Annotated in this window: 21 protein-coding genes, 1 tRNA gene and 4 pseudogenes; 9 read left to right on the top strand and 17 right to left on the bottom strand. The window is 71.9% G+C overall.

Translation table 11 applies throughout. The features are described from left to right. Positions 1 to 19 precede the first annotated feature (19 nt). From DEJ15_RS05785 to DEJ15_RS05755, 7 genes and pseudogenes are all read right to left on the bottom strand, one after another. Positions 20 to 925: pseudogene (locus DEJ15_RS05785) on the bottom strand (ABC transporter substrate-binding protein); the annotation flags it as partial. Next, positions 888 to 1,286 (bottom strand): ABC transporter substrate-binding protein, encoded by a 399-nt coding sequence (locus DEJ15_RS17955; protein WP_349814947.1) that lies wholly within the window; start codon positions 1,284 to 1,286, stop codon positions 888 to 890. The pseudogene DEJ15_RS05785 and the gene DEJ15_RS17955, both read right to left, overlap by 38 nt. Positions 1,287 to 1,594: 308 nt before the next feature. Then, entirely contained in the window at positions 1,595 to 2,140 is a 546-nt protein-coding gene (locus DEJ15_RS05775; RefSeq protein ID WP_284175868.1) for a DUF1684 domain-containing protein, read from the bottom strand. Between the two features lie 467 nt (positions 2,141 to 2,607). After that, the gene (locus DEJ15_RS05770; protein WP_284175867.1) at positions 2,608 to 3,285 is read right to left on the bottom strand and encodes a TetR/AcrR family transcriptional regulator; all 678 of its coding nucleotides are present in this window, start codon (positions 3,283 to 3,285) and stop codon (positions 2,608 to 2,610) included. Between the two features lie 10 nt (positions 3,286 to 3,295). Then, positions 3,296 to 3,664: a MarR family winged helix-turn-helix transcriptional regulator gene (locus DEJ15_RS05765; RefSeq protein WP_284175866.1), complete on the bottom strand. Its 369-nt coding sequence runs from the start codon at positions 3,662 to 3,664 to the stop codon at positions 3,296 to 3,298. 108 nt (positions 3,665 to 3,772) lie between these two features. Beyond that, positions 3,773 to 5,482: an MDR family MFS transporter gene (locus tag DEJ15_RS05760; protein ID WP_375232104.1), complete on the bottom strand. Its 1,710-nt coding sequence runs from the start codon at positions 5,480 to 5,482 to the stop codon at positions 3,773 to 3,775. 309 nt (positions 5,483 to 5,791) lie between these two features. Continuing rightward, on the bottom strand, positions 5,792 to 6,061 hold the full coding sequence (locus DEJ15_RS05755) for a hypothetical protein (RefSeq protein ID WP_284175865.1): 270 nt from the start codon (positions 6,059 to 6,061) through the stop codon (positions 5,792 to 5,794). A gap of 177 nt (positions 6,062 to 6,238) precedes the next feature. On the opposite strand from DEJ15_RS05755, the gene DEJ15_RS05750 reads away from it, so the two are divergent. Beyond that, complete coding sequence (locus DEJ15_RS05750) at positions 6,239 to 6,544, top strand: hypothetical protein (RefSeq protein WP_284175864.1); 306 nt, start codon at positions 6,239 to 6,241, stop codon at positions 6,542 to 6,544. 253 nt (positions 6,545 to 6,797) lie between these two features. Here the strand turns inward: DEJ15_RS05750 and DEJ15_RS05745 are convergent, their stop codons facing one another. Continuing rightward, entirely contained in the window at positions 6,798 to 7,607 is an 810-nt protein-coding gene (locus DEJ15_RS05745) for a PhzF family phenazine biosynthesis protein (protein WP_181419416.1), read from the bottom strand. 378 nt (positions 7,608 to 7,985) lie between these two features. Then, positions 7,986 to 8,057, bottom strand: a tRNA-Gln gene (locus DEJ15_RS05740). Between the two features lie 81 nt (positions 8,058 to 8,138). Here DEJ15_RS05740 and DEJ15_RS05735 point away from each other — a divergent pair. Then, a pseudogene (locus DEJ15_RS05735) lies at positions 8,139 to 8,634 on the top strand (MarR family winged helix-turn-helix transcriptional regulator). Positions 8,635 to 8,664: 30 nt separating this feature from the next. On the opposite strand, the gene DEJ15_RS05730 reads toward DEJ15_RS05735, so the two are convergent. The 8 genes and pseudogenes from DEJ15_RS05730 to DEJ15_RS05705 all read right to left on the bottom strand — a co-directional run bounded on the left by DEJ15_RS05730 (position 8,665) and on the right by DEJ15_RS05705 (position 14,364). Continuing rightward, complete coding sequence (locus tag DEJ15_RS05730; RefSeq protein WP_502866188.1) at positions 8,665 to 10,008, bottom strand: ABC-F family ATP-binding cassette domain-containing protein; 1,344 nt, start codon at positions 10,006 to 10,008, stop codon at positions 8,665 to 8,667. Between the two features lie 56 nt (positions 10,009 to 10,064). Beyond that, positions 10,065 to 10,467: pseudogene (locus DEJ15_RS19385) on the bottom strand (ATP-binding cassette domain-containing protein); the annotation flags it as partial. Between the two features lie 628 nt (positions 10,468 to 11,095). Then, positions 11,096 to 11,248: pseudogene (locus DEJ15_RS17950) on the bottom strand (PLDc N-terminal domain-containing protein); the annotation flags it as partial. Between the two features lie 278 nt (positions 11,249 to 11,526). Then, on the bottom strand, positions 11,527 to 12,162 hold the full coding sequence (locus DEJ15_RS05725) for a hypothetical protein (protein WP_110823554.1): 636 nt from the start codon (positions 12,160 to 12,162) through the stop codon (positions 11,527 to 11,529). 37 nt (positions 12,163 to 12,199) lie between these two features. Further along, positions 12,200 to 12,634 carry a molybdenum cofactor biosynthesis protein MoaE gene (locus DEJ15_RS05720; RefSeq protein WP_349814822.1) on the bottom strand — a complete coding sequence of 145 codons (435 nt, stop codon included), beginning with the start codon at positions 12,632 to 12,634 and terminating at the stop codon, positions 12,200 to 12,202. A gap of 28 nt (positions 12,635 to 12,662) precedes the next feature. After that, a complete protein-coding gene (locus DEJ15_RS05715; protein WP_349814821.1) occupies positions 12,663 to 13,154 on the bottom strand; it encodes a MogA/MoaB family molybdenum cofactor biosynthesis protein in 492 nt (163 codons plus the stop codon). Beyond that, the gene (gene moaC / locus DEJ15_RS05710) at positions 13,151 to 13,621 is read right to left on the bottom strand and encodes a cyclic pyranopterin monophosphate synthase MoaC (RefSeq protein ID WP_110823551.1); all 471 of its coding nucleotides are present in this window, start codon (positions 13,619 to 13,621) and stop codon (positions 13,151 to 13,153) included. The genes DEJ15_RS05715 and moaC overlap by 4 nt, the downstream gene beginning before the upstream one ends. Positions 13,622 to 14,007: 386 nt before the next feature. Then, positions 14,008 to 14,364, bottom strand: a complete 357-nt coding sequence (locus tag DEJ15_RS05705; protein WP_284176300.1) for a molybdopterin-binding protein — start codon at positions 14,362 to 14,364, stop codon at positions 14,008 to 14,010. A gap of 642 nt (positions 14,365 to 15,006) precedes the next feature. Here DEJ15_RS05705 and DEJ15_RS05700 point away from each other — a divergent pair. From DEJ15_RS05700 to pgm, 7 genes are all read left to right on the top strand, one after another. Continuing rightward, complete coding sequence (locus tag DEJ15_RS05700) at positions 15,007 to 15,867, top strand: MTAP family purine nucleoside phosphorylase (protein WP_110823550.1); 861 nt, start codon at positions 15,007 to 15,009, stop codon at positions 15,865 to 15,867. Then, positions 15,864 to 16,934, top strand: a complete 1,071-nt coding sequence (locus DEJ15_RS05695; RefSeq protein ID WP_110823549.1) for an NAD-dependent epimerase/dehydratase family protein — start codon at positions 15,864 to 15,866, stop codon at positions 16,932 to 16,934. The genes DEJ15_RS05700 and DEJ15_RS05695 overlap by 4 nt, the downstream gene beginning before the upstream one ends. Before the next feature lie 311 nt (positions 16,935 to 17,245). Beyond that, a complete protein-coding gene (locus DEJ15_RS05690) occupies positions 17,246 to 17,980 on the top strand; it encodes a glycosyltransferase family 2 protein (RefSeq protein ID WP_110823548.1) in 735 nt (244 codons plus the stop codon). A gap of 204 nt (positions 17,981 to 18,184) precedes the next feature. Continuing rightward, positions 18,185 to 18,658, top strand: a complete 474-nt coding sequence (locus DEJ15_RS05685; RefSeq protein WP_284176299.1) for a TIGR04282 family arsenosugar biosynthesis glycosyltransferase — start codon at positions 18,185 to 18,187, stop codon at positions 18,656 to 18,658. Next, positions 18,655 to 19,323 (top strand): class I SAM-dependent methyltransferase, encoded by a 669-nt coding sequence (locus DEJ15_RS05680; protein WP_110823547.1) that lies wholly within the window; start codon positions 18,655 to 18,657, stop codon positions 19,321 to 19,323. The genes DEJ15_RS05685 and DEJ15_RS05680 overlap by 4 nt, the downstream gene beginning before the upstream one ends. 148 nt (positions 19,324 to 19,471) lie before the next feature. Then, positions 19,472 to 19,684: a hypothetical protein gene (locus DEJ15_RS05675; RefSeq protein ID WP_284175862.1), complete on the top strand. Its 213-nt coding sequence runs from the start codon at positions 19,472 to 19,474 to the stop codon at positions 19,682 to 19,684. A 157-nt stretch (positions 19,685 to 19,841) separates the two neighbouring features. Beyond that, entirely contained in the window at positions 19,842 to 21,638 is a 1,797-nt protein-coding gene (gene pgm, locus DEJ15_RS05670) for a phosphoglucomutase (alpha-D-glucose-1,6-bisphosphate-dependent) (protein ID WP_284175861.1), read from the top strand. Positions 21,639 to 21,670: the final 32 nt, after the last annotated feature.

The following is a 21,670-nucleotide window of genomic DNA, read 5'->3' as shown; positions in this document are numbered from 1 at the left end:
CCTGCCTGGTCGGTCGGTACTAGGAGACGGCGATGTCGGAGACGGGGAACTGCGAGTTCAGCCCGTTCTTCCAGTATCCCGTGACGTCCTTGTCCGACACGACGATCTGCGGGTACAGGTACAGCCACGCGCTCGCGGCGTCCCGCACGATCTGCTCGTTCGCCTTCCGGAGCAGGTCCGTCTGCTGGTCCTCGGACGGAGCCTGCTCGGCGTCCGTGATGTCCTTCTGGACCGCCTTGTTGTCGTACCCGAAGTAGAAGTCCGGGTTGCCGTAGAAGACGACGTCGCGGTCGTTGACGTGCTCCTGCAGCGTCGCCTCGAAGTCGTGCTGCTGGTACACCTTCGTGTACCACTCGTCGGCGCTGATCGTGTTGATGTCGACGGTCACGCCGACCTTCTTCAGCGCGCTCTGCAGGTACTGCGCGACGGCCGGGTGCGGGTCGTACGACGGGGTGTCGAGCGTGAAGGAGAACCCGTCGGCGTGGCCCGACTCGGCGAGCAGGTCCTTCGCCTTGGCGGGGTCGTACGCGTTGACGCTCGTCAGGTCCTCGTACCAGGGGTCGGTCGGCGGCACCATCGAGCCGTTCACGGTGCCGTAGTCGCCCCAGATCGCCTTCAGCAGGGCCTTCCGGTCGATGGCCGCCGAGATCGCCTGGCGGAGCTTCACGTCGGTGAAGGGGCCCTCCGCGTCGTTGAACGCCAGGAGTTCCTTGGTCGTGGAGTCGCCCTCGCTGACCGTGTACTTCGACTCGTCCGCGGTGAACCGGGACAGGGCGTCGGGTGACTGGATGCTCGTGATGACGTCGACCTGACCGCTGGCGAGCGCGTTCGACAGCGTGGAGGCGCTGGTGAAGTAGTCGAACTCGACCCCGCCGTTCGCGGGCTTCTCACCCCAGTAGTCGGCGAAGGGCTCGAGCGTGATCGACGAGCCGCGCTTCCAGGTGTCGAGCGTGTACGGCCCGGTGCCGTCCTCCTCGGTCTTGAGCTTCGTCTCCCCCCGCGGGGACGATCCAGACGTAGGACAGGTTGTAGACGAACGAGATCGACCGCTGCGACAGGTGCACCACGACGGTCTCGTCGTCGGGGGTCTCGATCGACTCCACGACGGCCAGGCTCGACTTGCGGGAGGACTGCGAGTCCTCGGCGGTGACGCGCTCGATGGAGCTCTTCACGTCGGCGCTGGTGAGCTCGGCGCCACTGTGGAACTGCACGCCCTTCCGGAGCGTGAACGTGTACGTGAGCCCGTCCGAGGACGTGTCGTACGACTTCGCGAGCAGCGGCGTCACCTTGCCGTCGTCCCCGAGGCGGAACAGCCCCTCGTAGACGTTGTCCTGGAACGCCTCGTTGACGCCCTGGCCGCCGCCGTCGACGTTCGACAGGTTCGTCGGCTCGTAGAGCGAGCCGATCGCCACGGTGGCGTTCCCGCCCGACGACGATCCGCCGCCGCCGGAGGACGAGCAGCCGGCGAGGGCGAGGCTGAGGGCGATGCCGGACGCGGCGAGCGCGACGATTCGGGTCTTCACGGGACTCCTGGTGCTTCGGGGGGGTGTGTGGAGGCAGGGTGTGGCTGTGCGGCCGACGGCCGCGGGACGCGTCAGGCGCGGTGTGCGACGTGGCGCTCGCCCGCGTGGACGGGCACGTGCAGTCGGTTCTGGAACGGCGGGAGCGGGCAGTTGTACTGGTCGCTGAACCCGCACGGCGGTACGAACGCCTGGTTGAAGTCGAGGACGACGTCGGACTCCTCGCCCGTCGAGGACCCCGCCGGGCGCTCGACGAACAGGAAGCGGCCGGTGCCGTAGGTGCGCTCGGACTCGTCGGTGCTGCGGTTCGTCGGGTCGCCGAAGACGAGCAGCAGGGTGCCGTCGTCGTCGAAGGCGCTGAGCGTGTACTCGCGGTCGCCGATCGACGCCGTGATGTCCCCGGGGACGACGAGGTCACGGGTCGCACCGGCGGCGTCGCGGAGGTGCTCGTACGGGATCGTCCGGCCGGGCTCGGCGGGCGTGAAGTGCGCGGTGATCCGCCATGAGGGGTCGTACGGGAACACCGGGGTGTCGACGTAGGAGCGGATCGCCGGGGACTCGGCGTCCCACAGGCGGTAGCCGTGCTGCGGCTCGCCGGTGTCCAGGTCGGTCCGACGCACACGGGTCGCGGTGACCGTCGCCGGCTGGTCGGCGAGCGCCGCCTCGAGGTCGGGCTCCTGGCCGATCGGGAGCCACTCGGTGCGGATCAGCGCCAGGTCGCCCTGCGCGCCGGTGACCCGCTCGCGGCGGGCTGCGCGCCAGGCGTCCCAGGAGGCGGGGGGCGTCGTGCGTCGTGTCGGGGTCGGTGATGCTCATCGGGGACGAGAATCGCAGAGTGGCGTTCGGTATTCCCATGCGGTCGTCACACGGGGCAACACTGCACGTCGTCACGTCGACGGAACGGGGAGGACGGGGACCACGCGTCCCAGTACCGCCCCGACCGCTCGGTGCGTAGAATATCAGGGTGGGGGGCCCTTCCGCGTCGGAGACCCGAGCGGGATCCGCACCCGCATCACCGCCGTGGGGAGGCAGCGTCCGGGGCGGCCGGCTGGAGTTCCACGGGCTCAGCCCGCGGCGCCTCCCGGCGTCAGGACGTCCGGCCCCGAGGTCCGCCGGTGACGACCTCGGCGGTCGAACGGATCGCGTCGGCGATCGGGCGGACCCCGTGCGCCAACTCGACGCTGTCGAGTTCGCCGCGGGCGAGCATGGTCCGCACCACCGAGACACACATCGCGACGAGCACCGGCGCGACGACGGCGCTGCTCTCCGCGGTCGACCCGCGGCGGAGGAGGAGGTCGGTGACGGACACGGCTGCGGTCCGCACGGACGCCTTCCAGAACGGCCGGAACTCGTCGAGGAGCTCCGGGAACCGGACGAACACCTCGCGACGCAGGTCCGTGTTCGTGCTGTCGACCTGACGGCCGAGGACGGCGACGACGATGGCCACCACGGCGTCGACGACGTCGGCGGGGAGCTGGTCCAACTCGTCCGCGGTCAGCGCACGCGCTGTCCCTGGGATCACCCCGGCGATCGCCGCTTCCTTGTTCGGGAAGTAGTTGAAGAACGACCGTGGCGAGATGTCGGCCTCACGCGCGATGGCGTCGATCGTCAGACCGTCGATGCCGGCGTCGAGGCTCCCGACACGCGCTGCCAGGATGATCCGACGGCGCGTCTCCTCCCGCTTGCGTTCACGCAGTCCGACCGGCGCCGGGGCCGGTTCGCCGTCCAGCGCAGCGGCCTCCCCCCACCGTTCCGTCTCCTTCACCGCGGGGGGGTCACGACAGCGCAGCGAGCAGTCGTGCGAGGTCCTCGAGATCCGTGCGCGGCCAGGTCACGAGCCGCTCGCGGAAGGCTGAGCGGGCACTGGCCCGGATGCGCTGGACCCGCTCGACGGCGTCGGGCGTGGCACGGACGACGACCGCACGGCGATCGACCGCGTGGCGTTCCCGCGTGACGAACCCGAGCGCCTCGAGCGCGCTGAGTTGACGACTGAGGGCGGTCTTGTCGTACCCGAGCGCCTCCGCGAGTTCGCCCGCTCCGGTGCTGCCGTTGACCACGACCTCGAGGAGGACCCGGTAGCCGGCCGGCTGCAGCTCCATCTGAGCGGCCTGCTCGCGCATCGTGCGCCGGGTCGAGCCGGCCAACGCCAGGAACTGCCGTTCGACGCCGGCGATCGCGCGTTCGGTCGCGTCGAGCGCCAGGTCCTCGGCGGACGTCCGCAGGGGGGGTTCGTGGCCGCGTCGGTCATCACATCAGTGTCGGGCACGCCGCTCGCCGCCGTCCTGGGAGTCCGCCGACTGGATCGTCGGGTTGGACCCGGTCACGGTGCCGACCCCGGCGAAGTCCTCGGCAGCACCGGCGACCGGTCCAGCGTCGGTCGAGCGCTCGGCGACGGTCTTCGTGGTGAGCGGCACGTTCGGCATGAAGGCGATCGCCAGGACGAGCAGGACCGCGATAGGGGCGGCGATGAGGAAGATCTCGGCGACGCCCTGGCCGTACGCCGACTCGATGATCTGGCGTACGCCCTTCGGGAGCGAGCTGACGGCGGGGATGCTGCCGGACGACAGCTCCTTCGCGACGGCGGCGCCCTTCTCGCCGAGCGCGGCGATCGCCCTCGTCAGGGCGTCCTGCTTGTCGCTGATGGCGTCCGCCACGCGGGTCCCGAGGACCGTTCCGAGGACCGAGACGCCGATCGCGCCGCCCAGGGAGCGGAAGAACGCGACGCCGGAGGAGGCAGCGCCGATGTTCCTCGGTTCGGTCGTGTTCTGCACCACCAGGACGAGGTTCTGCATGACGAGTCCGACGCCGCTCCCCATGACGAACATGTAGACCGCGACGACGACGTACTGCGTGTCGTACGCGATCGTCCCCATGAGACCGAGTCCGACGACGAGGGCGACCGAACCGATGAGCATGATCGGCTTCCACTTGCCTGTCCTGGTCACCAGGGCACCACCGACGGTCGAGGCGATGAGCAGACCGGCGATCATCGGGATCGTCAGCAAGCCGGACTGCGTCGGGGTGGCACCACGGGCGAGCTGCATGTACTGCGCCAGGTAGACGGTGGCGCCGAACATCGCGATGCCGACGGCGATGGAACCGATGACCGCCATCGTGAACGTGCGGCTCCGGAAGAGCGTCATCGGGATGATCGGCTCCTCCGCGCGGAGCTCGATGAACACGGTGGCCGCGAGCAGGACGGCCGCACCGATCACCATCACGAACGAGGTGGGCGAGACCCAGTCGAAGTTCTTGCCGGCGAGGGTGACCCAGATGAGCAGGAGCGAGACGCCGCCGGCGATGGTCGCGATGCCGAGGTAGTCGATGGAGACCTTGCGCTCCGGGAGGGTCCGGAGCTTCAGGGTGACCTGCAGCAGGATGATCGCCGCGACCGCGAAGGGCACGCCGACGAAGAAGTTCCAGCGCCACCCGAGCGTGTCGGTCAGCAGTCCGCCGAACAGCGGGCCGCCGACGGTGCCGACGGCCATCACCGCGCCGAAGTAGCCGCCGTACCGGCCGCGCTCACGCGGGCTGATGATGTCGGCCAGGATGATCTGGCTGAGCGCGGTGAGGCCACCGGCGCCGAGACCCTGCACGACTCGGAACGTGATGAGCGTGCCGGGGTTCTCCGAGAACCCCGCGAGCGCAGAGCCGAGGACGAAGATCACGAGCGAGAGCTGGATGAGCAGCTTGCGGTTGAAGAGGTCGGCGAGCTTGCCCCAGACCGGCGTCGAGACGGTCGTGGCGAGGAGCGTCGAGGTGACGACCCACGTGTAGGCGCTCTCGCCGCCGCCGAGGTCACCGATGATCTTCGGCAGGGACGTGCTGACGACGGTCGACGCGAGGATCGCGACGAACATGCCGAGCAGGAGCCCGGAGAGTGCTTCGAGGACCTGTCGGTGGGACATGGCCGCCGGTTCGGTCGGGTGCAGCTGTGCTGCTGCGGCATCGGGACGGGACATCGTGACTCCAGGACGAGGGATGCCGCGCTGCACCCAATTGATTGACGACGGTCAACTATCGTTGTTTGATTGCTCGTTGTCAACCAAGGACCACCGGCGGAGCACACCATCCGCTGCGTCAGCGCCCGCCACGATGTCCGTGCACAGCTGGACCGACTCCTGCACCAGCGTCCCGGCGCCGGCCCTTTGACCGCCACCCGGCTGCCTGGCAGGCTCTGGGAAGCACACCGAAACGGGACGGTGTCGATCCGTGTCGACGACGTCAGCGGAGCAACCCGGAGTTCTGAAGTGGAACCGACCTACTACCTCTCATCGATGGAAGACGACCGATTCGATTCCGTGTTCCGGTGCGAGCTGGAGTCGAGAGTCGAACTCCCCAACGGCCACCACGCTCTCGTCGTCAGTTGTGACCCGCCAGCGCTCGGCCAGGACCTCGGCTTTCCCGAGGGAATCGCTCGACTCCTCCTCTGGAGCCGTTTCGAGGGGGGACGACTTGTGGACTTTCCCGACCTTCCCGCAGTTCGTGCAGATCTGTGTCCCCGACGTCATCATCCCGACGACTCGCATGCCGACCAGCATCGCGTGGGGCGAGCTCTACGCAACCGAGGCGGACGCGGAGGTGCAGTCGATGACCAAGCGCCCGCACACGCCGACCCCCCTGCGTCGATGACGTGGATCCGGACTTCTGAGATGCGAGGAGTCTTCTTCCTCTCGTCCATGGACAGCAAGCGGTTCTCGTCCGTCTTCCGGTGCGAGGTGGAACGACCGATCGAGCTCCCGAACGGTCACCACGCGCTGATGGTCAGCTGCGATCCGCCGGTGAACGGTCAGGAACTCGGCCACCCGCTCGGCATCGGCGAGTTGTTGCTCTGGAGTCGGTTCGAGGACGAGGACCTGTGGTCGTTCCCCGCCTTCCCGCACTTCGTGCAGATCTGTTTGCCCGACGTGGACCTGCGTGGCGACGCCATGCCCGCGAGCATCGCCTGGGGCGAGATCTACGAGACCGAGGCAGACGCGCGCGCCCATGACATGAGCGCCCGCCCGCATTCCTCGGCAGAGTGACCGAGTTGCTCGGCGAGCGCCGATCGCCACGAGGCAGCAGGAGACGATCCGTGTCGAGCAGGATCGACGCGACGGACGTTCGTCTCCACCGCATCCGTGGAGAACCGGACGCGGTGAACGCCCGTTGCATCAGGTTCGCGGGGCGGTCGCCGACCGGAGCCGGCCGACGCCGGCTTCAGGACCGCATCCGCCCGCCGCAGCTCCCGGAGCGTGCACGGGTACTTCCTCGGTGCTCCGCTCGGCTGATCGGCGGTCACGCGAACCGGACGGCTCCGGACACCCGACATGTGCGCGGCTGGTGGTGAGACTGTCCGCCGGCTTCGACGGTGATCAGTGAGGGCCGACCCATAGCGACGCCCTGCCGCACCTGCACGACTCCGCGCGGCAGTTCACCGCTCGCGGCCAGGGCGAAGAAGAGTGCGGCGGCTGCGATCCCGGTGGCGGGGTCCTCCAGGTATCCAGATGCCCGCGGGAACTGCCGCGCTTCCACTTGCCCCTCCGTGATGACCGCGTAGGGATACAAGCCCGTCGACCCCATCTCGGTGCATGCGCGTTCGACGGCGGCTGCGTGCGGTCGAAGTCCGCGCAGTACCGCGGTGTTGCGTAACGGTAGGAGCGTCTTCGTCCGCGGCGCAGCAGCATTCGACGACGTTCCGACGAGGTCGTCCGGAGTGAGGCCCAGCGCGGCGAGCGCCGGGCTCGGGTCGACCGGGTCGATCTGCTGCAGAGACTGCTGGAACCACCCACCGTCCGTGGTCGCTCCCGCCCGGACCAAGCCTGCAGCGGTTGCGAAAACGTATCCGTCGTCGGGTTGGGCATGGCCACGGCGGTTCAGCAACCATGCGGTTCCGATGCTGGCATGGCCGCACATGCTCATCTCGTGGTTCGGTACCCAGTAGCGCAGCCGTCCGACGGCCGGTGTGTCCGAAGACGACAGGAACGCGGACTCCAGCCCCGTCTCCTCCGCGAGCTCCTGCATCTGCTGGTCGGTGAACGTGTCCGCCTCGAGCACCACCGGGACCCGGTTCCCGCCGGCCTCTCCCTCGGTGAAGACGGTGAGCATCTCGTGCCGGACAGCCATGTGTCGTTCCTAACAGCTCCGCTCGTCGAGCGTCTCGCGAGAGAGGTCGGTGGCGTCGGTACTCGCTGGTTGTGACCTTCCCGAGCCCGCGCTGTCGACGCACGGCCGCATGTGCTCGCCGGTGCCCAGCCGCTCAGCGCTGACACGCAGCGCCCCGAGACGATGCCCCTGCCCTGGATCCGGGTACGGGACATCTTGCGTCCGTGAAGGAGGCTGTCGGCGTCGTTCACCGACCCCGGCCAGCGCTCCTCCTCTCCTCGGCGCTGTGCTGAAGGTGCGACAGGAGGTCCGCGCACGGCCAGAGACGCTCCGGAAGGAACACGCCCAACCGTCTCCGTTGATGGGCCGATCGGTCCCGAGCTCCGCCTCCAGGATTCGAACCCGGACCTAACGGCACCAAAGGCCGTCGTGCTGCCATTACACCAAGGCGGAACGCCCCCCCGGAGGAGCCCGACCATCTTCCCATGTGCCCGACACTGGTCGTGCGCCGCCGATCCACGCCATGATGGACGGATGCCGCCAGAGGACGAGGTCGACCGGATCGTCGCGGCGTGGGGGGCGGAAGCGCCCGGACCTGGACTTCGCCCCGCTCGACGTGCTGTCGCGGGTCGACCGGCTCGCCCGGCACCTGGACCGCGCCCGACGTCAGGCGTTCGAGGCGGGCGGGACGGAGCCGTGGGAGTTCGACGTCCTGTCGGCGCTCCGGCGCGCGGGCGACCCGTACGAGTTGAGTCCCAAGGCGCTGCTCCAGCAGACCCTGGTGACGAGCGGCACGATGACGAACCGGGTGGACCGCCTCGCCGCCCGCGGGCTCGTCGCCCGCCGGACGGATCCCCGTGACGGTCGCGGTGTCCTGGTGACGCTCACCGACGCCGGTCGCGCTGCCGTCGACGCGGCCATCGCCGACCTGCTGCAAGCCGAGCGGGACATCCTCGCCGGTCTGTCCGCGGGTGAGCAGGACCAGCTCGCGGGCCTGCTGCGGCGCCTCATCCTCGGTCTCGGTGACTGACGCCGACCGGCACTGCCGTTGGAGCCCGGGCTAGACCCCGAGCTGCTCCGCCACCTCGAGCCACCGCTCCTCGAGCTGCTCCACCTCGGCATCGAGGTCGGCGAGCCGCCCCTGCAGCTTCCCGAGCCCCTCGTAGTCGGATTGGTCGTGCGTCGCGAACGAGTCGAGCAGCTTCTTCCGGTCGTCCCCGAGCTTGGCGATCCGACGGTCGAGGGCCGACATCTCCTTCTCGACGGTGCGGCGCTCCGAACCGGACAGGGTCGGCGCAACGGCCGGAGCCGCACTGGTCCCCGCTGCCGGACGCAGCCCCGAGGCGGCGGCGACCGCGGACGCACCGGCGGTGTCGGGCCTCCCGGCCGATGCGGCGGCAGCCGCCGACGCCGTCGTACCGCCGCTGCCGGAGGCGCGCAGGCGCATGTACTCGTCGACACCGCCCGGCAGGTGCCGCAGGTGCCCGCCGAGGACGGCGTACTGCTGGTCGGTGACGCGCTCCAGCAGGTACCGGTCGTGGCTGACGACGAGGAGGGTGCCGGGCCAGGTGTCGAGCAGGTCCTCCATCGCCGCGAGCATGTCGGTGTCGAGGTCGTTCGTGGGCTCGTCGAGGATCAGGACGTTCGGCTCGTCGAGCAGGATGAGCATGAGCTGCAGGCGGCGCTTCTGCCCACCGGACAGGTCCTTGACCGGCGTCGACAGCTGCTCGGACGTGAAGCCGAGGCGCTCGAGCAACTGCGACGGCGTCATCTCCTTGCCGTCGGCGACGTAGCTCGTCTTCTTGCGGGCGACGACCTCGCGGACGCGGTCCTCGGCGAACTGCTGCAGGTCGGCGAGTTGCTGGTCGAGTACCGCGATCTGCACGGTCTTGCCCGTCTTCACCCGGCCCGTGGTCGGCTGGAGCTTCCCGGAGACGAGGTTGAGCAACGTCGACTTGCCGGCGCCGTTCGGGCCGAGGATGCCGGTGCGCTCCCCCGGGGCGATGCGCCACTCGACGCCCTCGATGATCATCGTGCCGTCGAACGAGACGCCCGCGTCGATGAGGTCGACGACGTCCTTGCCCAGGCGCGCCGTCGCCGTCTGGGACAGGGCGACGGTGTCGCGGATCGGTGGGACGTCGTCGATGAGGGCGTTGGCCGCGTCGATGCGGAACTTCGGCTTGCTCGTCCGCGCCGGGGCACCGCGGCGGAGCCAGGCGAGCTCCTTGCGCGCCAGGTTCTGCCGGCGCTGCTCGCTCGACGCCGCCTGCCGGTCACGTTCGACGCGCTGCAGGATGTACGCCGCGTAGCCGCCCTCGAAGGGCTCGACGACGCCGTCGTGCACCTCCCACGTGTCGGTCGACACCGCGTCGAGGAACCACCGGTCGTGGGTCACGACGACCATCCCGCCCTGGTTCGACGACCAGCGGCGGTTGATGTGCTCGGCGAGCCACTGGATGCCCTCGACGTCCAGGTGGTTCGTCGGCTCGTCGAGGAACAGCACGTCCCAGTCGCCGACCAGCAGGCGCGCCAGGGCCACCCGCCGACGCTGCCCACCGGACAGTTCGTCGACGGTCTCGTCCCACGGGATGTCCGACACCAGGCCGCCGATGACGTCGCGGATCTTCGGGTCGCCCGCCCACTCGTGCTCGGCGAGGTCACCGACGACGACCTGCCCGACCGTCATGCCCTCGGGCAGGACGTCGCGCTGGTCGAGGTACCCGATCGTCACGCCGCGACGGTGCGTCACCCGGCCGGTGTCCGGCTCGAGCCGCTGCGCGAGGAGGGCGAGCAGCGTCGACTTGCCGTCGCCGTTGCGCCCGACGACGCCGATCCGGTCGCCCTCGTCGAGGCCGATGGTCACGCTGTCGAAGACGACACGGGTGGGGAACTCGAGATGCACGTTCTCGGCGCCGAGGAGATGAGCCACCTGACCAGGGTAGGCGGGCGCGGGGGGCGCGCCGCGCCGCGGGCGGCGTGGCGACGAGCTGTCGGCCGGGATCGGCGGCGGGCCGGGGGCTCGGGTCCGGAGGCCGGAGGCCGGAGCGGCATGGCGACCAGAGGCCGGGCAGCGCGGCGGCCGGGGGCTCGGGTCCGGAGGCGCGGCGGCGAGCTGTCGGCCGGGCTCGGCGGCGCGGTCCGGATCCGGCCAGCGGCATCCGGTCCGAACCGCGGACGCCCGTGGTTCGGTCAGGAGTTCGTCGTGCGGGTCCGCGCGGCGCCGGGTCCGTCCTGGAGGCTCGACTCAGCTCGCGGGGCTCGGGTCGCCCTCGCCGGCGGCTTCCTTCGCCCGCTTTAGGCGCGCCTGGGCCTCCCAGTACTCGATCTCCCGTTCGAGCTCGGCGAGTTCCTGCTCCGTGCCGGAGATCCGCTTGTCCCCGTGTGCGACCTTGGCGGCGCCGAGGGTGGCGTACCCGTCCTCGTGGCGCTTCGGTTCGACGTACCGGCCGTGGCTCCGGGGGGCCGGCGCTCCAGTCGTGGCCGATCGCGAACCACACGATGCTGCCGACGAACGGCAACAGGATCACGAGGATGATCCAGGCGACCTTCGGCAGGCCGCGGACCTCGCTGTCGGGGCGCGTGATGATGTCGATGAGGGCGAACACGAGCAGGACGACGCTCACGCCGGACAGCAGGATTCCCATGGTCCGGATACTAGGGAGTCTCGAGGCGGCGGCGCTACGCCCGTGTTCACGGGGCGGTGCCGCGGGCCGACTCCTGCGCGGAACCGACAGACCACTGCGGAAGTCCGGCGGCCTTCTGTCGGTTTCGCGGCCGGACGCGGCGGTCCAGCGTGGCCAGCCCAGCGCAGCCGGCCCGACACAGCCAGCTCACCGCGGCCAGGCCTGCGGAGCCGGCCCGGCGCCAGCGGCCCAGCGCAGCCGGCCCGGCCGAGCCGACCCGGCGCCGCCTGCCGCACGGGTCAGGGGTGCGTGACGGCTGCTTCCCACGGCGTCGGCGACGACCGCAGCGCTCGTCGGACCCGGGCGACGTCGAGTCCGGCGTACACCGCAGCTCCTGCCGAGAGGACGGCCGCGACGCCGTACAGTGCGCCGCCGGCCGGGGCCGCGGTCGAGCTCCCGACGGCGAGGGCGGCCAACAACGCCGAGTACCAGGTCATCTCTTCGATCCGGTGGGGAGCGGCACGGAGTACGGCAGCCGCGCGGACGATCCGGAGTCGGTCCTCCGGTGCGCGGACTCTCCCGTCCACGGCACGAGCGACGGCGTGCCGCTCCCGCGCGGACAGGACCGTCGTCACCGTCGGGAACGCGGTCCCGACGACCCGTCGACTGCGCGCGGCGACGACCAGGCGGACGACGACGGACGCGACAGCCGCTCCGACGAGGACCATCCCGACGACGAAGTGCGCCACGTCGTCCTCTCCCCGCGGCAGCAGGACGAAGCCGGCGATCGCGGCCAGGAGCGCCGCCAGGCCGAGTCCGAGACTCCACTTCGTCCACGGCGTCACCCGGAGGAGCGACTGCTCGTGGGCGAGCACGCGTTCGGCGTCCTCGTCCGCTGCGGCCCACCGTCGGGCCACCAGGCCGTCGATGCTCACGACTCCCGATCGAACACCACTGCGCGCACCGCCGTCATCAGAGCGCTGCGACCCACTCGTCCGTCCCGTCGGTGAAGCGCTGGTGCTTCCAGATCGGCACCTGTTCCTTGACGAGGTCGACGAGCGCCCCGCACGCCGCGAACGCCTCGGCGCGGTGCCCCGACGCCACCGCCGCGGCGAGCGCCACGTCCCCGATGCCGAGTGCCCCGACGCGGTGCAGCACGGCGACGCGGACCTCCGGGTGCTGCTCCGCGATGGTCCGGGCGACCTCGGCGATGACCTCGCCGGCGCTCGGGTGCCGTTCGTAGTCGAGCGCGGTGACGCCCTTCCCGCCGTCGTGGTCGCGGACGACCCCCCGCGAAGGTGACGACCGCGCCGTCGTGGTCGGAGGCGACGACCCGCGAGACCTCGTCCACCGTGATGTCGCGGTCGACGACGTCCGCGACGACCACGCGGTCCGCGGCTCCGGCACTCACGAGGCGCTCCGGGGAGCGTGACCGTCACCGTGCAGCTGAGCGAGCAGGTGGTCGAGCAGGCCGTCGAGCACGGCCAGGCCGTCCGCCACCCCGCCACGGGACCCCGGCAGCGTGACGACGAACGTGCCGCCCCCCGACGATGCCGGCGACGCCACGGCTGAGGAGCGCGGTCGGTCCGGCTCCGGCCAGTCCCCGCCGGCGGATCTCCTCGACGATGCCGGGCAGTTCCAGGTCGAGCAGGGGTGCGACGGCCTCCGGGGTGCGGTCGGTCGGCGTGACGCCGGTCCCGCCCGTCGTGATGACGACCCGTGCGCCACCGGCGACGGCAGCGGCGAGGGTGTCGGCGACGGGACCACGGTCGGCGACGATCACCGGGTCACCGACGGCGAAACCGCGGTCCCGCAGCCAGTCGGCGATGACCGGCCCGGTGCGGTCGAGGGCCGGGTCCGTGGCGGCCGAGGTCGACACCACGACGACGGAGGCCCGTCCTCGGTCCGGGACGGCCGTGTCGTTCATCGGGCACTCCAGTCGCCGGAGCGGCCGCCGCGCTTCTCGAGTACGCGGACGTCGGTGATCGAGGCCGTCTTGTCGACCGCCTTCACCATGTCGTAGACGGTGAGCGCGGCGACGCTCGCACCGGTCAGGGCCTCCATCTCGACGCCCGTGCGTGAGGTCGTCCGCACGGACACCTCGACGACGACTCGGTCGTCGGCGCCGGAGATGTCGACCTCGACGCCGGCGATCGGCAGCGGGTGGCAGAGCGGGATGAGGTCCGAGGTCTTCTTGACGGCCATGATCGCCGCGATGCGGGCGGTACCGATGACCTCGCCCTTCGGCAACGAGCCGTCCAGGATGCGTGCGACGACGTCGGGTCGGGTGACGAGCGTCGCGGTGGCGGTCGCGGCCCGGGCGGTCACGTCCTTCTCGGAGACGTCGACCATGTGGGCGCTGCCGTCGGCGCGGACGTGGGACAGGTCGGTCATCGGATGCTCCAGACGGTCAGGGAGTCGCCCGGCTCGACGCTGGCGACGCCGACGGGGACGTGGACGAGGTGGGTGGCTTCGGCGTAGTGCCAGAGCAGGTGCGAACTCGGGCCCCCCGACGAAGTGCACGCGGCCGTCGACGACGGTCCCGCGACGGACCTGGTGCTTGCCCGCGGGCGAGGTCGTGGGCTCGGCCGCCGGCAGCTCCGCGGTCGGACGGTGCTCCGGCAGCCCGACGGCGCGGGCGAGGACCGGGCGGAGGAACACCTCGAACGAGACGAGCGCCGAGACCGGATTGCCGGGGAAGGCGACCACCGGGACCGTTCGGCCGGCGACCGGGACCGATCCGAGCGCCTGCGGCCCGCCCGGCTGCATCGTGACCGGGGTCACGACGAGCCCGCGGGGTCCGAGGGCCTGCCGGACGACCTCGTACGCCCCCCGCGCTGATCCCCCCCGGTGGTGAGCACGACGTCGGCCCAGTCGCCCACGGCGTCGTCGAGGGCGCCGAGGAACCGGTCGGGGTCGTCGGGGACCCGGACCCGCCGCGTGTCGACCCCGACCTCGGCGAGCGCGGCGGAGAGTGCGACCCCGTTCGCGTCGCCGATGGCGGCCCCGGCGCGCAGGTCGGTGTCGGCCGTCGACCCGGGGTCGAGCAGTTCGCTGCCGGTCGACACGACGAGCACCCGCGGGCGCCGGACCACGTCGACCGTCGTCACGCCGGCGCCTGCCAGCGCACCGAGCACGGCCGGGGTGAGGGGTTGCCCGGCCCGGGCGATCGGAGCACCCGCGGCCAGGTCGGAGCCGGCGACACGCACGAAGGCCCCCCGAGGCGAGGTCGGGCGGCACCGGCACGTCGTCGGACTGCAGAGCGGCGGGGAAGGACCGGGCGGGCGTGGACTCGACCGGGAAGACGGCGTCCGCCCCGTCCGGGATCCGCGCTCCGGTCATGATCGGGGCCGCGGTGCCCGCGCCGAGCGGCGGGGGGCACGACCCCGGCCGGGATGGGTGCGCCCACCCGGACGGTCGTACCGGCGTCGGCGGCGCGGACGGCGAACCCGTCCATCTGGCTGTTGTCGAAGGCCGGCAGGGGCGTCGGCGCGAGCACGGTGGTGGCGAGCACGCGGTACCCGTGGCCTGCTCCGGACTCCACGGCCAGCGCGACGACCGACGACGACTCCGGCGGCAGCGACGACCCCGCGGTCGGCAGGGCCGGTCCCACGAGCGCCTGGACCGCGTCCCGGTGCTGACCGATCGTTCGCACGCGCGCCTCCGAATGGTCGTGACGTGGCGCCGACAGGACGACGGCACCACACGCGGGCCGCTCCTGGCCCGCATCTGTAGCGTAACGACGGCGCCGACCAGCGCCGAGGACGACCGGAGGACCTGTGGAGAACGAGAAGACGACGACGATCGGCGTGATCGGCGGCTCGGGCCTGTACGAACTGTTCGAACCCGGCACCGCGGACGAGGTCGACGTCCCGACGCCGTTCGGCCCGACCTCCAGCCCGATCAGCATCGGCACGATGTCCGGCCGCCGGGTCGCCTTCCTCACCCGCCACGGCCGGGCCCACTCCGTCGCGCCCCACCGCATCGAGCACCGCGCGAACCTGTGGGCACTGCGCTCCCTGGGCGTCCGCGCCGTCGTGTCCTCGAGCGCCGTCGGCGGCCTGCACCCGGACTACGCCCCCGGGACCTTCGTCGTGACGGACCAGCTCATCGACCGGACCTGGGGCCGGGCCGACACCTACTTCGAGGACGAGGTCCAGCACCTCTCCTTCGCCGACCCCTTCGACCCGGTGCTCCGGCGCGCGGCGATCGACGCCGTCGCGGCGCTCGACGTGCCCTTCCGCCCGACCGGCACGTGCGTCGTCATCCAGGGCCCGCGGTTCTCGAGCCGCGCCGAGTCCGTCTGGATGCGCGAGGCCGGCGGCCACACGATCAACATGACGATGACGCCCGAGGTCCCGCTGGCCGCGGAGCTCGGCATCGGCACGGTGAACCTGTCGTTCGTGACCGACGCCGACGCGGGCCTGGCCCCGGTGACCGACGAGACGACGAGCACCGACGCCACGACCAACACCGAGGCGCCGGTCACGCACCAGGCCGTCATGGACCGTCTGGCCCGCGCGAACGAGGTCATCGTCCGCGCCATCGGCTCGATCGTCGCCGCGGTCCCCGAGGACTACACGCCGCGCGAACTCGTCCCGGCGAGCGCCAGCGCCCGCGTGATGGACCTCCGCCCGTGACCCGGCTGCTCGTGACCGGCGGCGCCGGGTTCATCGGCTCCGCGATCGTCCGGCAGGCCCTGGCGGCGGGACACGAGGTCCGCGTCCTCGACTCCCTCCGCACCGACGTGCACGGCGACCCGGAGGCCGTCGTCACCGCGCACCGGACCGCGGGGATCGAGCTCGTGCACGGCGACGTCCGTGACCGTGCCGCCCTCGACGCCGCGCTGCAGGACGTCGACGTCGTCTGCCACCAGGCGGCGAAGGTCGGCCTCGGTGTCGACTTCCAGGACGCGCCCGACTACGTCTCGAGCAACGACGCCGGCACCGCGCACGTGCTCGCCGCGATGGACCGTCTCGACATCGACCGGCTCGTGGTCGCGAGTTCGATGGTCGTCTACGGTGAGGGTGCGTACAGCACCGCCGACGGCGACCCGATGCGCCCGCCGGCCCGCCGCCGCGAGGACCTGGACGCCGGCCGCTTCGACCCGATCGGCCCCGATGGTCGGCCGCTCCGACCCGGGCTGATCGACGAGTCCGCCGCACTGGACCCGCGGAACGTGTACGCCCAGACGAAGGTCGCGCAGGAGCAGCTCGCCTCGTCGTGGTCCCGCGCCACGGGCGGCCGCGCCGTCGCCCTCCGTTACCACAACGTCTACGGCCCGGGCATGCCGGCGAACACGCCGTACGCCGGGGTCGCGTCCCTGTTCCGCTCGGCGCTGGCGCGGGGCGAGGCGCCGCGCGTCTTCGAGGACGGGGCACAGCGCCGCGACTTCGTGCACGTCGACGACGTCGCGGGAGCGAACCTCGCCGCGATCGACGCGACCGGCTCCGCGCCGTCCGAGTCGTTCCGCGCCTTCAACGTCGGTTCGGGCACGGTGCACACCATCGGCGAGATGGCCGCCGCGATCGCCGGTCCGGACGGTCCGCAACCGGTCGTGACCGGTGAGTACCGCCTGGGTGACGTGCGGCACGTGACGGCGTCGTCCTCGCGGATCGCGGACGAGCTCGGCTGGCGCGCGCAGGTCGACTTCACCCGCGGCATGCGGGAGTTCGCGACCGCGCCGCTCCGGGCGGCCGTGCGCTAGGTCCGGGCTCCCGCGCTGCGGCGCCGTCCTGTCCCCCCGAACAGGGCCGGGAGGCGCGTGGCGGCCCCGCCACGGGCCTCCCGGCTCCCACCCCCTCCGGGTGGGCGCGGTCGCACCACAGCGCGGTCCGCCGCGCATCGGCACACCGCGGACGGTGCGCAGAACGGCCGTCGGGGACGCGTTCACTGTCCCCCCGACAGCCGGGATCGTGTTTGCTCGTGTGCATGACGCAACACCCCGCCGCCGACCCCGACGCCGGACCGCACCCCGAGGACGACAGCTCGACCAGTCGATCCGACGGAGGGCACCGAATGGTCTCCATGAGCGTCGACGTGATCCTCCCCTGCCTCGACGAGGCGGACGCCCTGCCGCAGGTGATCGGTCGGCTCCCCGAGGGCTACCGGGCGATCGTCGTCGACAACGGTTCGACCGACGGCTCGGCGGACGTCGCCCGCGCGCACGGCGCCCTCGTCGTGACGGAACCGGTCCGCGGGTTCGGCTCCGCCTGCGCCGCCGGTGTGGCAGCAGCGACCGCCGACTACGTCGCCTTCTGCGACGCCGACGCGTCGATGGACCCCGCCGAGCTCCCCGCCCTCGTGCAGCGGGTCGCGGACGGTCGGGTCGACCTCGCCCTCGGCCGCCGTGTCCCGACGAGCCGCGGCGCCTGGGCCCCGCACGCACGCTTCGCGAACCGCGTGCTCGCCGTCCTCATGCGACGTGCGACCGGCTACCGACTGCACGACCTCGGCCCGATGCGCGTGATGCACCGCGAGGACCTCGTCGCCCTCGACCTCCGCGACCGCCGCAGCGGCTACCCGCTCGAGATGGTCCTCGCCGCCCACGCCGCCGGGTGGCGCGTCGACGAGTCGGACATCGGGTACGCGCAGCGCATCGGCGACAGCAAGGTCACCGGGACGCTCCGCGGGACGGTCAACGCCGTCAAGGACATGTCCCGCCTGCTCCGTGCGTACCGCCGGGAGGCCCGGACCCGCTCCGCCGCGCCCGTGTCGGTCCGCCAGCGCGTCGCCGCCGAGGCCCGCTCGTGACGGCCGCGCGCACCACGGGCGGACCCGGCACCGACGGGCCCGTGGGCATCACGGTCGCGGTCGTCGCGAAGGAGTGCCTGCCGGGCAAGGTCAAGACGCGCCTGACCCCGGCACTCTCCCCCCGAGGGCGCCGCACGGGTCGCCGCCGCGAGCCTCGCCGACACCCTCGCGACGGTCTCCGCGCTCCCCGCCGCCCGCCGGGTCCTGTTCTTCGACGGCGACGTCCTGCCCGAGGGTGCCGAGGGCTTCGACGTCGTCCACCAGCCCGGTGGCGGGCTCGACGAGCGCCTCGGGTTCCTGTTCGACACCGTGGACGAGCCGCTCCTGTTGGTCGGCATGGACACCCCGCAGGTGTCCGCCGACGCGCTCGCCCCGGTGTTCGCCGGTCCCGAGCGGGACGCGTGGTTCGGTCCGGCGGAGGACGGCGGGTTCTGGTCGCTGTACTTGCGCGAGCCGACCGGCGACCTGCTGCGCGGCGTGCCGATGTCGCAGGACGACACCGGGGCCGTGCAGCTCGCACGCCTGCGGACCGCCGGACTCGAGCCGGGCCTCCTGGCCGAGCTGCTCGACGTCGACACGCTGCCCGACGCCGAGCGCGTCGCGGCTCTCGCGCCCGCAACGCGGTTCGCCGCGGCCCTGGCCGCGGAGTCCACGACCACCTCCGGAGGTGTCCGATGACCGACACGACCAGCACCGTCCAGGCCTTCGGGGCCGGCGGCGACGAGCCCTACGCCCGCGCCCTGCGGTCCGACGGTCGACTGCGTCTGACGGACCCCGCCCGCCCCGGCGAGGTCGTCACGATGGACGTCGGCCGCTGGAGTGCCGCCGCGGACCGGGTCGACGTGTCGCTCCTCGAGGGTGCCGACGGCCCCGTGATCGACCTCGGGTGCGGACCGGGCCGGATGCTCGTCGCCGCGCTCCGGATGGGTCTGCCCGCGCTCGGCGTGGACGTCTCGGCCGAGGCCGTGGCGATCGCCCAGCGCTCCGGCGGTCGCGCGGTCCAGGGATCGGTCTTCGACCCGGTGCCGGACGAGGGCCGGTGGGACACCGCGCTCATCATCGACGGGAACATCGGCATCGGCGGCGACCCGGTCGCGCTCCTGTCCCGCGCCGCGCAGATCGTCCGGACGGGCGGCCGCGTGGTGGTCGAGACGAACCGCGACGCCGACGCCGACCGCACCTACACGGCCACGGTGACGGACGCGGACGGCCACGCCAGCTCGGCCTTCCCGTGGGCCGAGGTCGGCCTGCCAGCACTCCGTGCACACGCCGCCGCCGCGGGGCTCACCGCCCGTCAGAGTTGGACGGACGGCGGTCGGCACTTCTGCGAGCTCGTCGCCTGAGCCGTCCTTCTTTTGCATCATGCAAGAGAAGGACGTAGAGTGGTCGCAGCAGTCGACGGCGTCGCGGACGTCGACTCGACGGACGTGACACCTCGGCACGACAGCGAGGAGACCACCATGAACACCTTCCCCCCTCGGCGGGACCTTCGTGAGCGGGCTCCGGCAGCGCGACGAGCACGGCACGTACACCTCGTCCGCGGACGCCCGGACCGACACGATCGGGAGCTACACCGGCGTCGCCGTGGGCCGCCTCGGCCGCTTCGTGGACACGCGGTCCCGTCGACCGAGCACGGTCACCGCGAGCACCCGCACCGTCACCGGCTCGGTCCGGACGGCCACGGGGTCGTTCCGCACCGCCTGACCCGCACCACTCCCCCCAGACCGCGAGCGGTCGCACTCCCTGACGCCCCCCCTTCGTCCGGGAAGGCGGCCGCTCGCTCCTCGTCCGGCAGGCGGCCGTCCTGCTCGTCCAGCGGTGACCCTGAACGCGTCCACCCGTCGGATGCCAGGATGGGCACATGAACGACCGTGCCGGCACCCCAGCGACCGCAGACGACCTCGTCGACCTCGACGCCCTCATCGCCGCGTACTACGACCGGGTCCCGGACGTCACGAACCCCGAGCAGAAGGTCGTCTTCGGCACCTCCGGCCACCGGGGCTCGTCGCTCGACACAGCGTTCAACGACACGCACATCGCCGCCATCACGCAGGCGATCGTCGAGTACCGCACCGCGCAGGGCATCGACGGCCCGCTCTTCATCGGCCGTGACACGCACGCGCTCTCCGGCCCGGCCGAGCGGACCGCGCTCGAGGTCCTCGCCGCGAACGGCGTGCACGTCCTCGCCGACGCCGACAACGGCTACGTGCCGACACCCGCGCTGAGCCACGCGATCATCGCCTACAACACGGCCGGCCACGACGACACCGCCGACGGCATCGTCATCACGCCGAGCCACAACCCGCCGCGTGACGGCGGCTTCAAGTACAACCCGCCGCACGGCGGCCCGGCCGACAGCGACGCGACGACGTGGATCGCGGACCGGGCGAACGCGATCATCGCCGGCGGCAACGCCGAGGTGCAGCGCGCCGAGCACGCCACCCACGACGGCTACGACTTCCTGCACAACTACGTCGCGGACCTCGAGAACATCATCGACATCGACGCGATCAAGCGCGCCGGGGTGAAGATCGGTGCCGACCCGCTCGGTGGCGCGTCGCTGCCGTACTGGAACCTCATCCGCGACCACTACGGACTCGACCTCACCGTCGTGAACCCGGACGTCGACCCGACCTGGTCGTTCATGACGCTCGACTGGGACGGGAAGATCCGGATGGACCCGTCGAGCCCCTCCGCCATGGCGTCCGTGGTCGCGCGGAAGGACGACTTCGACGTCCTGACCGGCAACGACGCCGACTCCGACCGGCACGGCATCGTCACGCCGGACGGCGGGCTGATGAACCCGAACCACTACCTCGCCGTCGCGATCGAGTACCTGTACGCGCACCGCCCGCAGTGGCGCGAGGACGCGGCCATCGGCAAGACCCTGGTGTCGTCGAGCATCATCGACCGCGTCGCGGAGTCCCTCGGCCGTCGCCTGTGGGAGGTCCCGGTCGGGTTCAAGTGGTTCGTCCCCGGCCTGATCGACGGCTCGGTGGCCTTCGGCGGTGAGGAGTCCGCCGGGGCCTCGTTCCTCCGCAAGGACGGCACCGCGTGGACGACGGACAAGGACGGCATCATCCTGGCGCTCCTGGCGTCCGAGATCGTCGCCGTGACGGGCAAGACGCCGTCGCAGCTGTACGCCGAGCTGACCGAACGGTTCGGCGCCCCGGTCTACCAGCGGGTCGACGCCGCCGCCTCGAAGGAGCAGAAGGCGCGCCTCGGCAAGCTCGACGGCGACGCCATCCAGGCCGAGACCCTGGCCGGCGACCCGATCACCGCCAAGCTGTCGAAGGCACCGGGCAACGACGCGGCCGTCGGCGGCGTGAAGGTCGTCACCGACAAGGCGTGGTTCGCCGCCCGCCCGTCGGGCACCGAGGACGTCTACAAGATCTACGCCGAGAGCTTCGTCGGGCAGGAACACCTCGAGCAGGTGCAGCGCGAGGCCAAGGAGATCGTCGACGCCGCGCTGGGGGGCCTGACACCGGCCGTCGTTCCGTGCACGGCTGACCCCTGCCGTGCGCGCCGGGCCCCTGGTGCGGGTCCTCGGCGACCGCGCGATGCGGGCCTCCAGTCCAGCCGCACGTCGGGCTGTGGACGGCTGCCGATCCCCACAGGAACGCCCCGCCGGAGCACGCCGTGCGTGCGGCGGTTGTAACTTTGCACGCAGCGCAAAGTCCTCGGGAGTCC

This window comes from Curtobacterium sp. MCJR17_043, assembly GCF_003224315.2.
Taxonomy (GTDB): Bacteria; Actinomycetota; Actinomycetes; order Actinomycetales; family Microbacteriaceae; genus Curtobacterium.
Note: the sequence above shows the minus strand (reverse complement) of the source record. Positions and strands in the feature narration are given on the sequence as shown.

Coding starts and splice junctions, on each gene's coding strand:
- DEJ15_RS05760 (WP_375232104.1), bottom strand. CDS start 5,482: ATGTCCCGTCCCGATGCCGCAGCAGCACAGCTGCACCCGACCGAACCG.
- DEJ15_RS05755 (WP_284175865.1), bottom strand. CDS start 6,061: ATGCTGGTCGGCATGCGAGTCGTCGGGATGATGACGTCGGGGACACAG.
- DEJ15_RS05745 (WP_181419416.1), bottom strand. CDS start 7,607: ATGCTCACCGTCTTCACCGAGGGAGAGGCCGGCGGGAACCGGGTCCCG.
- DEJ15_RS05730 (WP_502866188.1), bottom strand. CDS start 10,008: ATGGTCGTCGTGACCCACGACCGGTGGTTCCTCGACGCGGTGTCGACC.
- DEJ15_RS05715 (WP_349814821.1), bottom strand. CDS start 13,154: ATGAACGACACGGCCGTCCCGGACCGAGGACGGGCCTCCGTCGTCGTG.
- moaC (WP_110823551.1), bottom strand. CDS start 13,621: ATGACCGACCTGTCCCACGTCCGCGCCGACGGCAGCGCCCACATGGTC.
- DEJ15_RS05690 (WP_110823548.1), top strand. CDS start 17,246: ATGGTCTCCATGAGCGTCGACGTGATCCTCCCCTGCCTCGACGAGGCG.
- DEJ15_RS05680 (WP_110823547.1), top strand. CDS start 18,655: ATGACCGACACGACCAGCACCGTCCAGGCCTTCGGGGCCGGCGGCGAC.
- pgm (WP_284175861.1), top strand. CDS start 19,842: ATGAACGACCGTGCCGGCACCCCAGCGACCGCAGACGACCTCGTCGAC.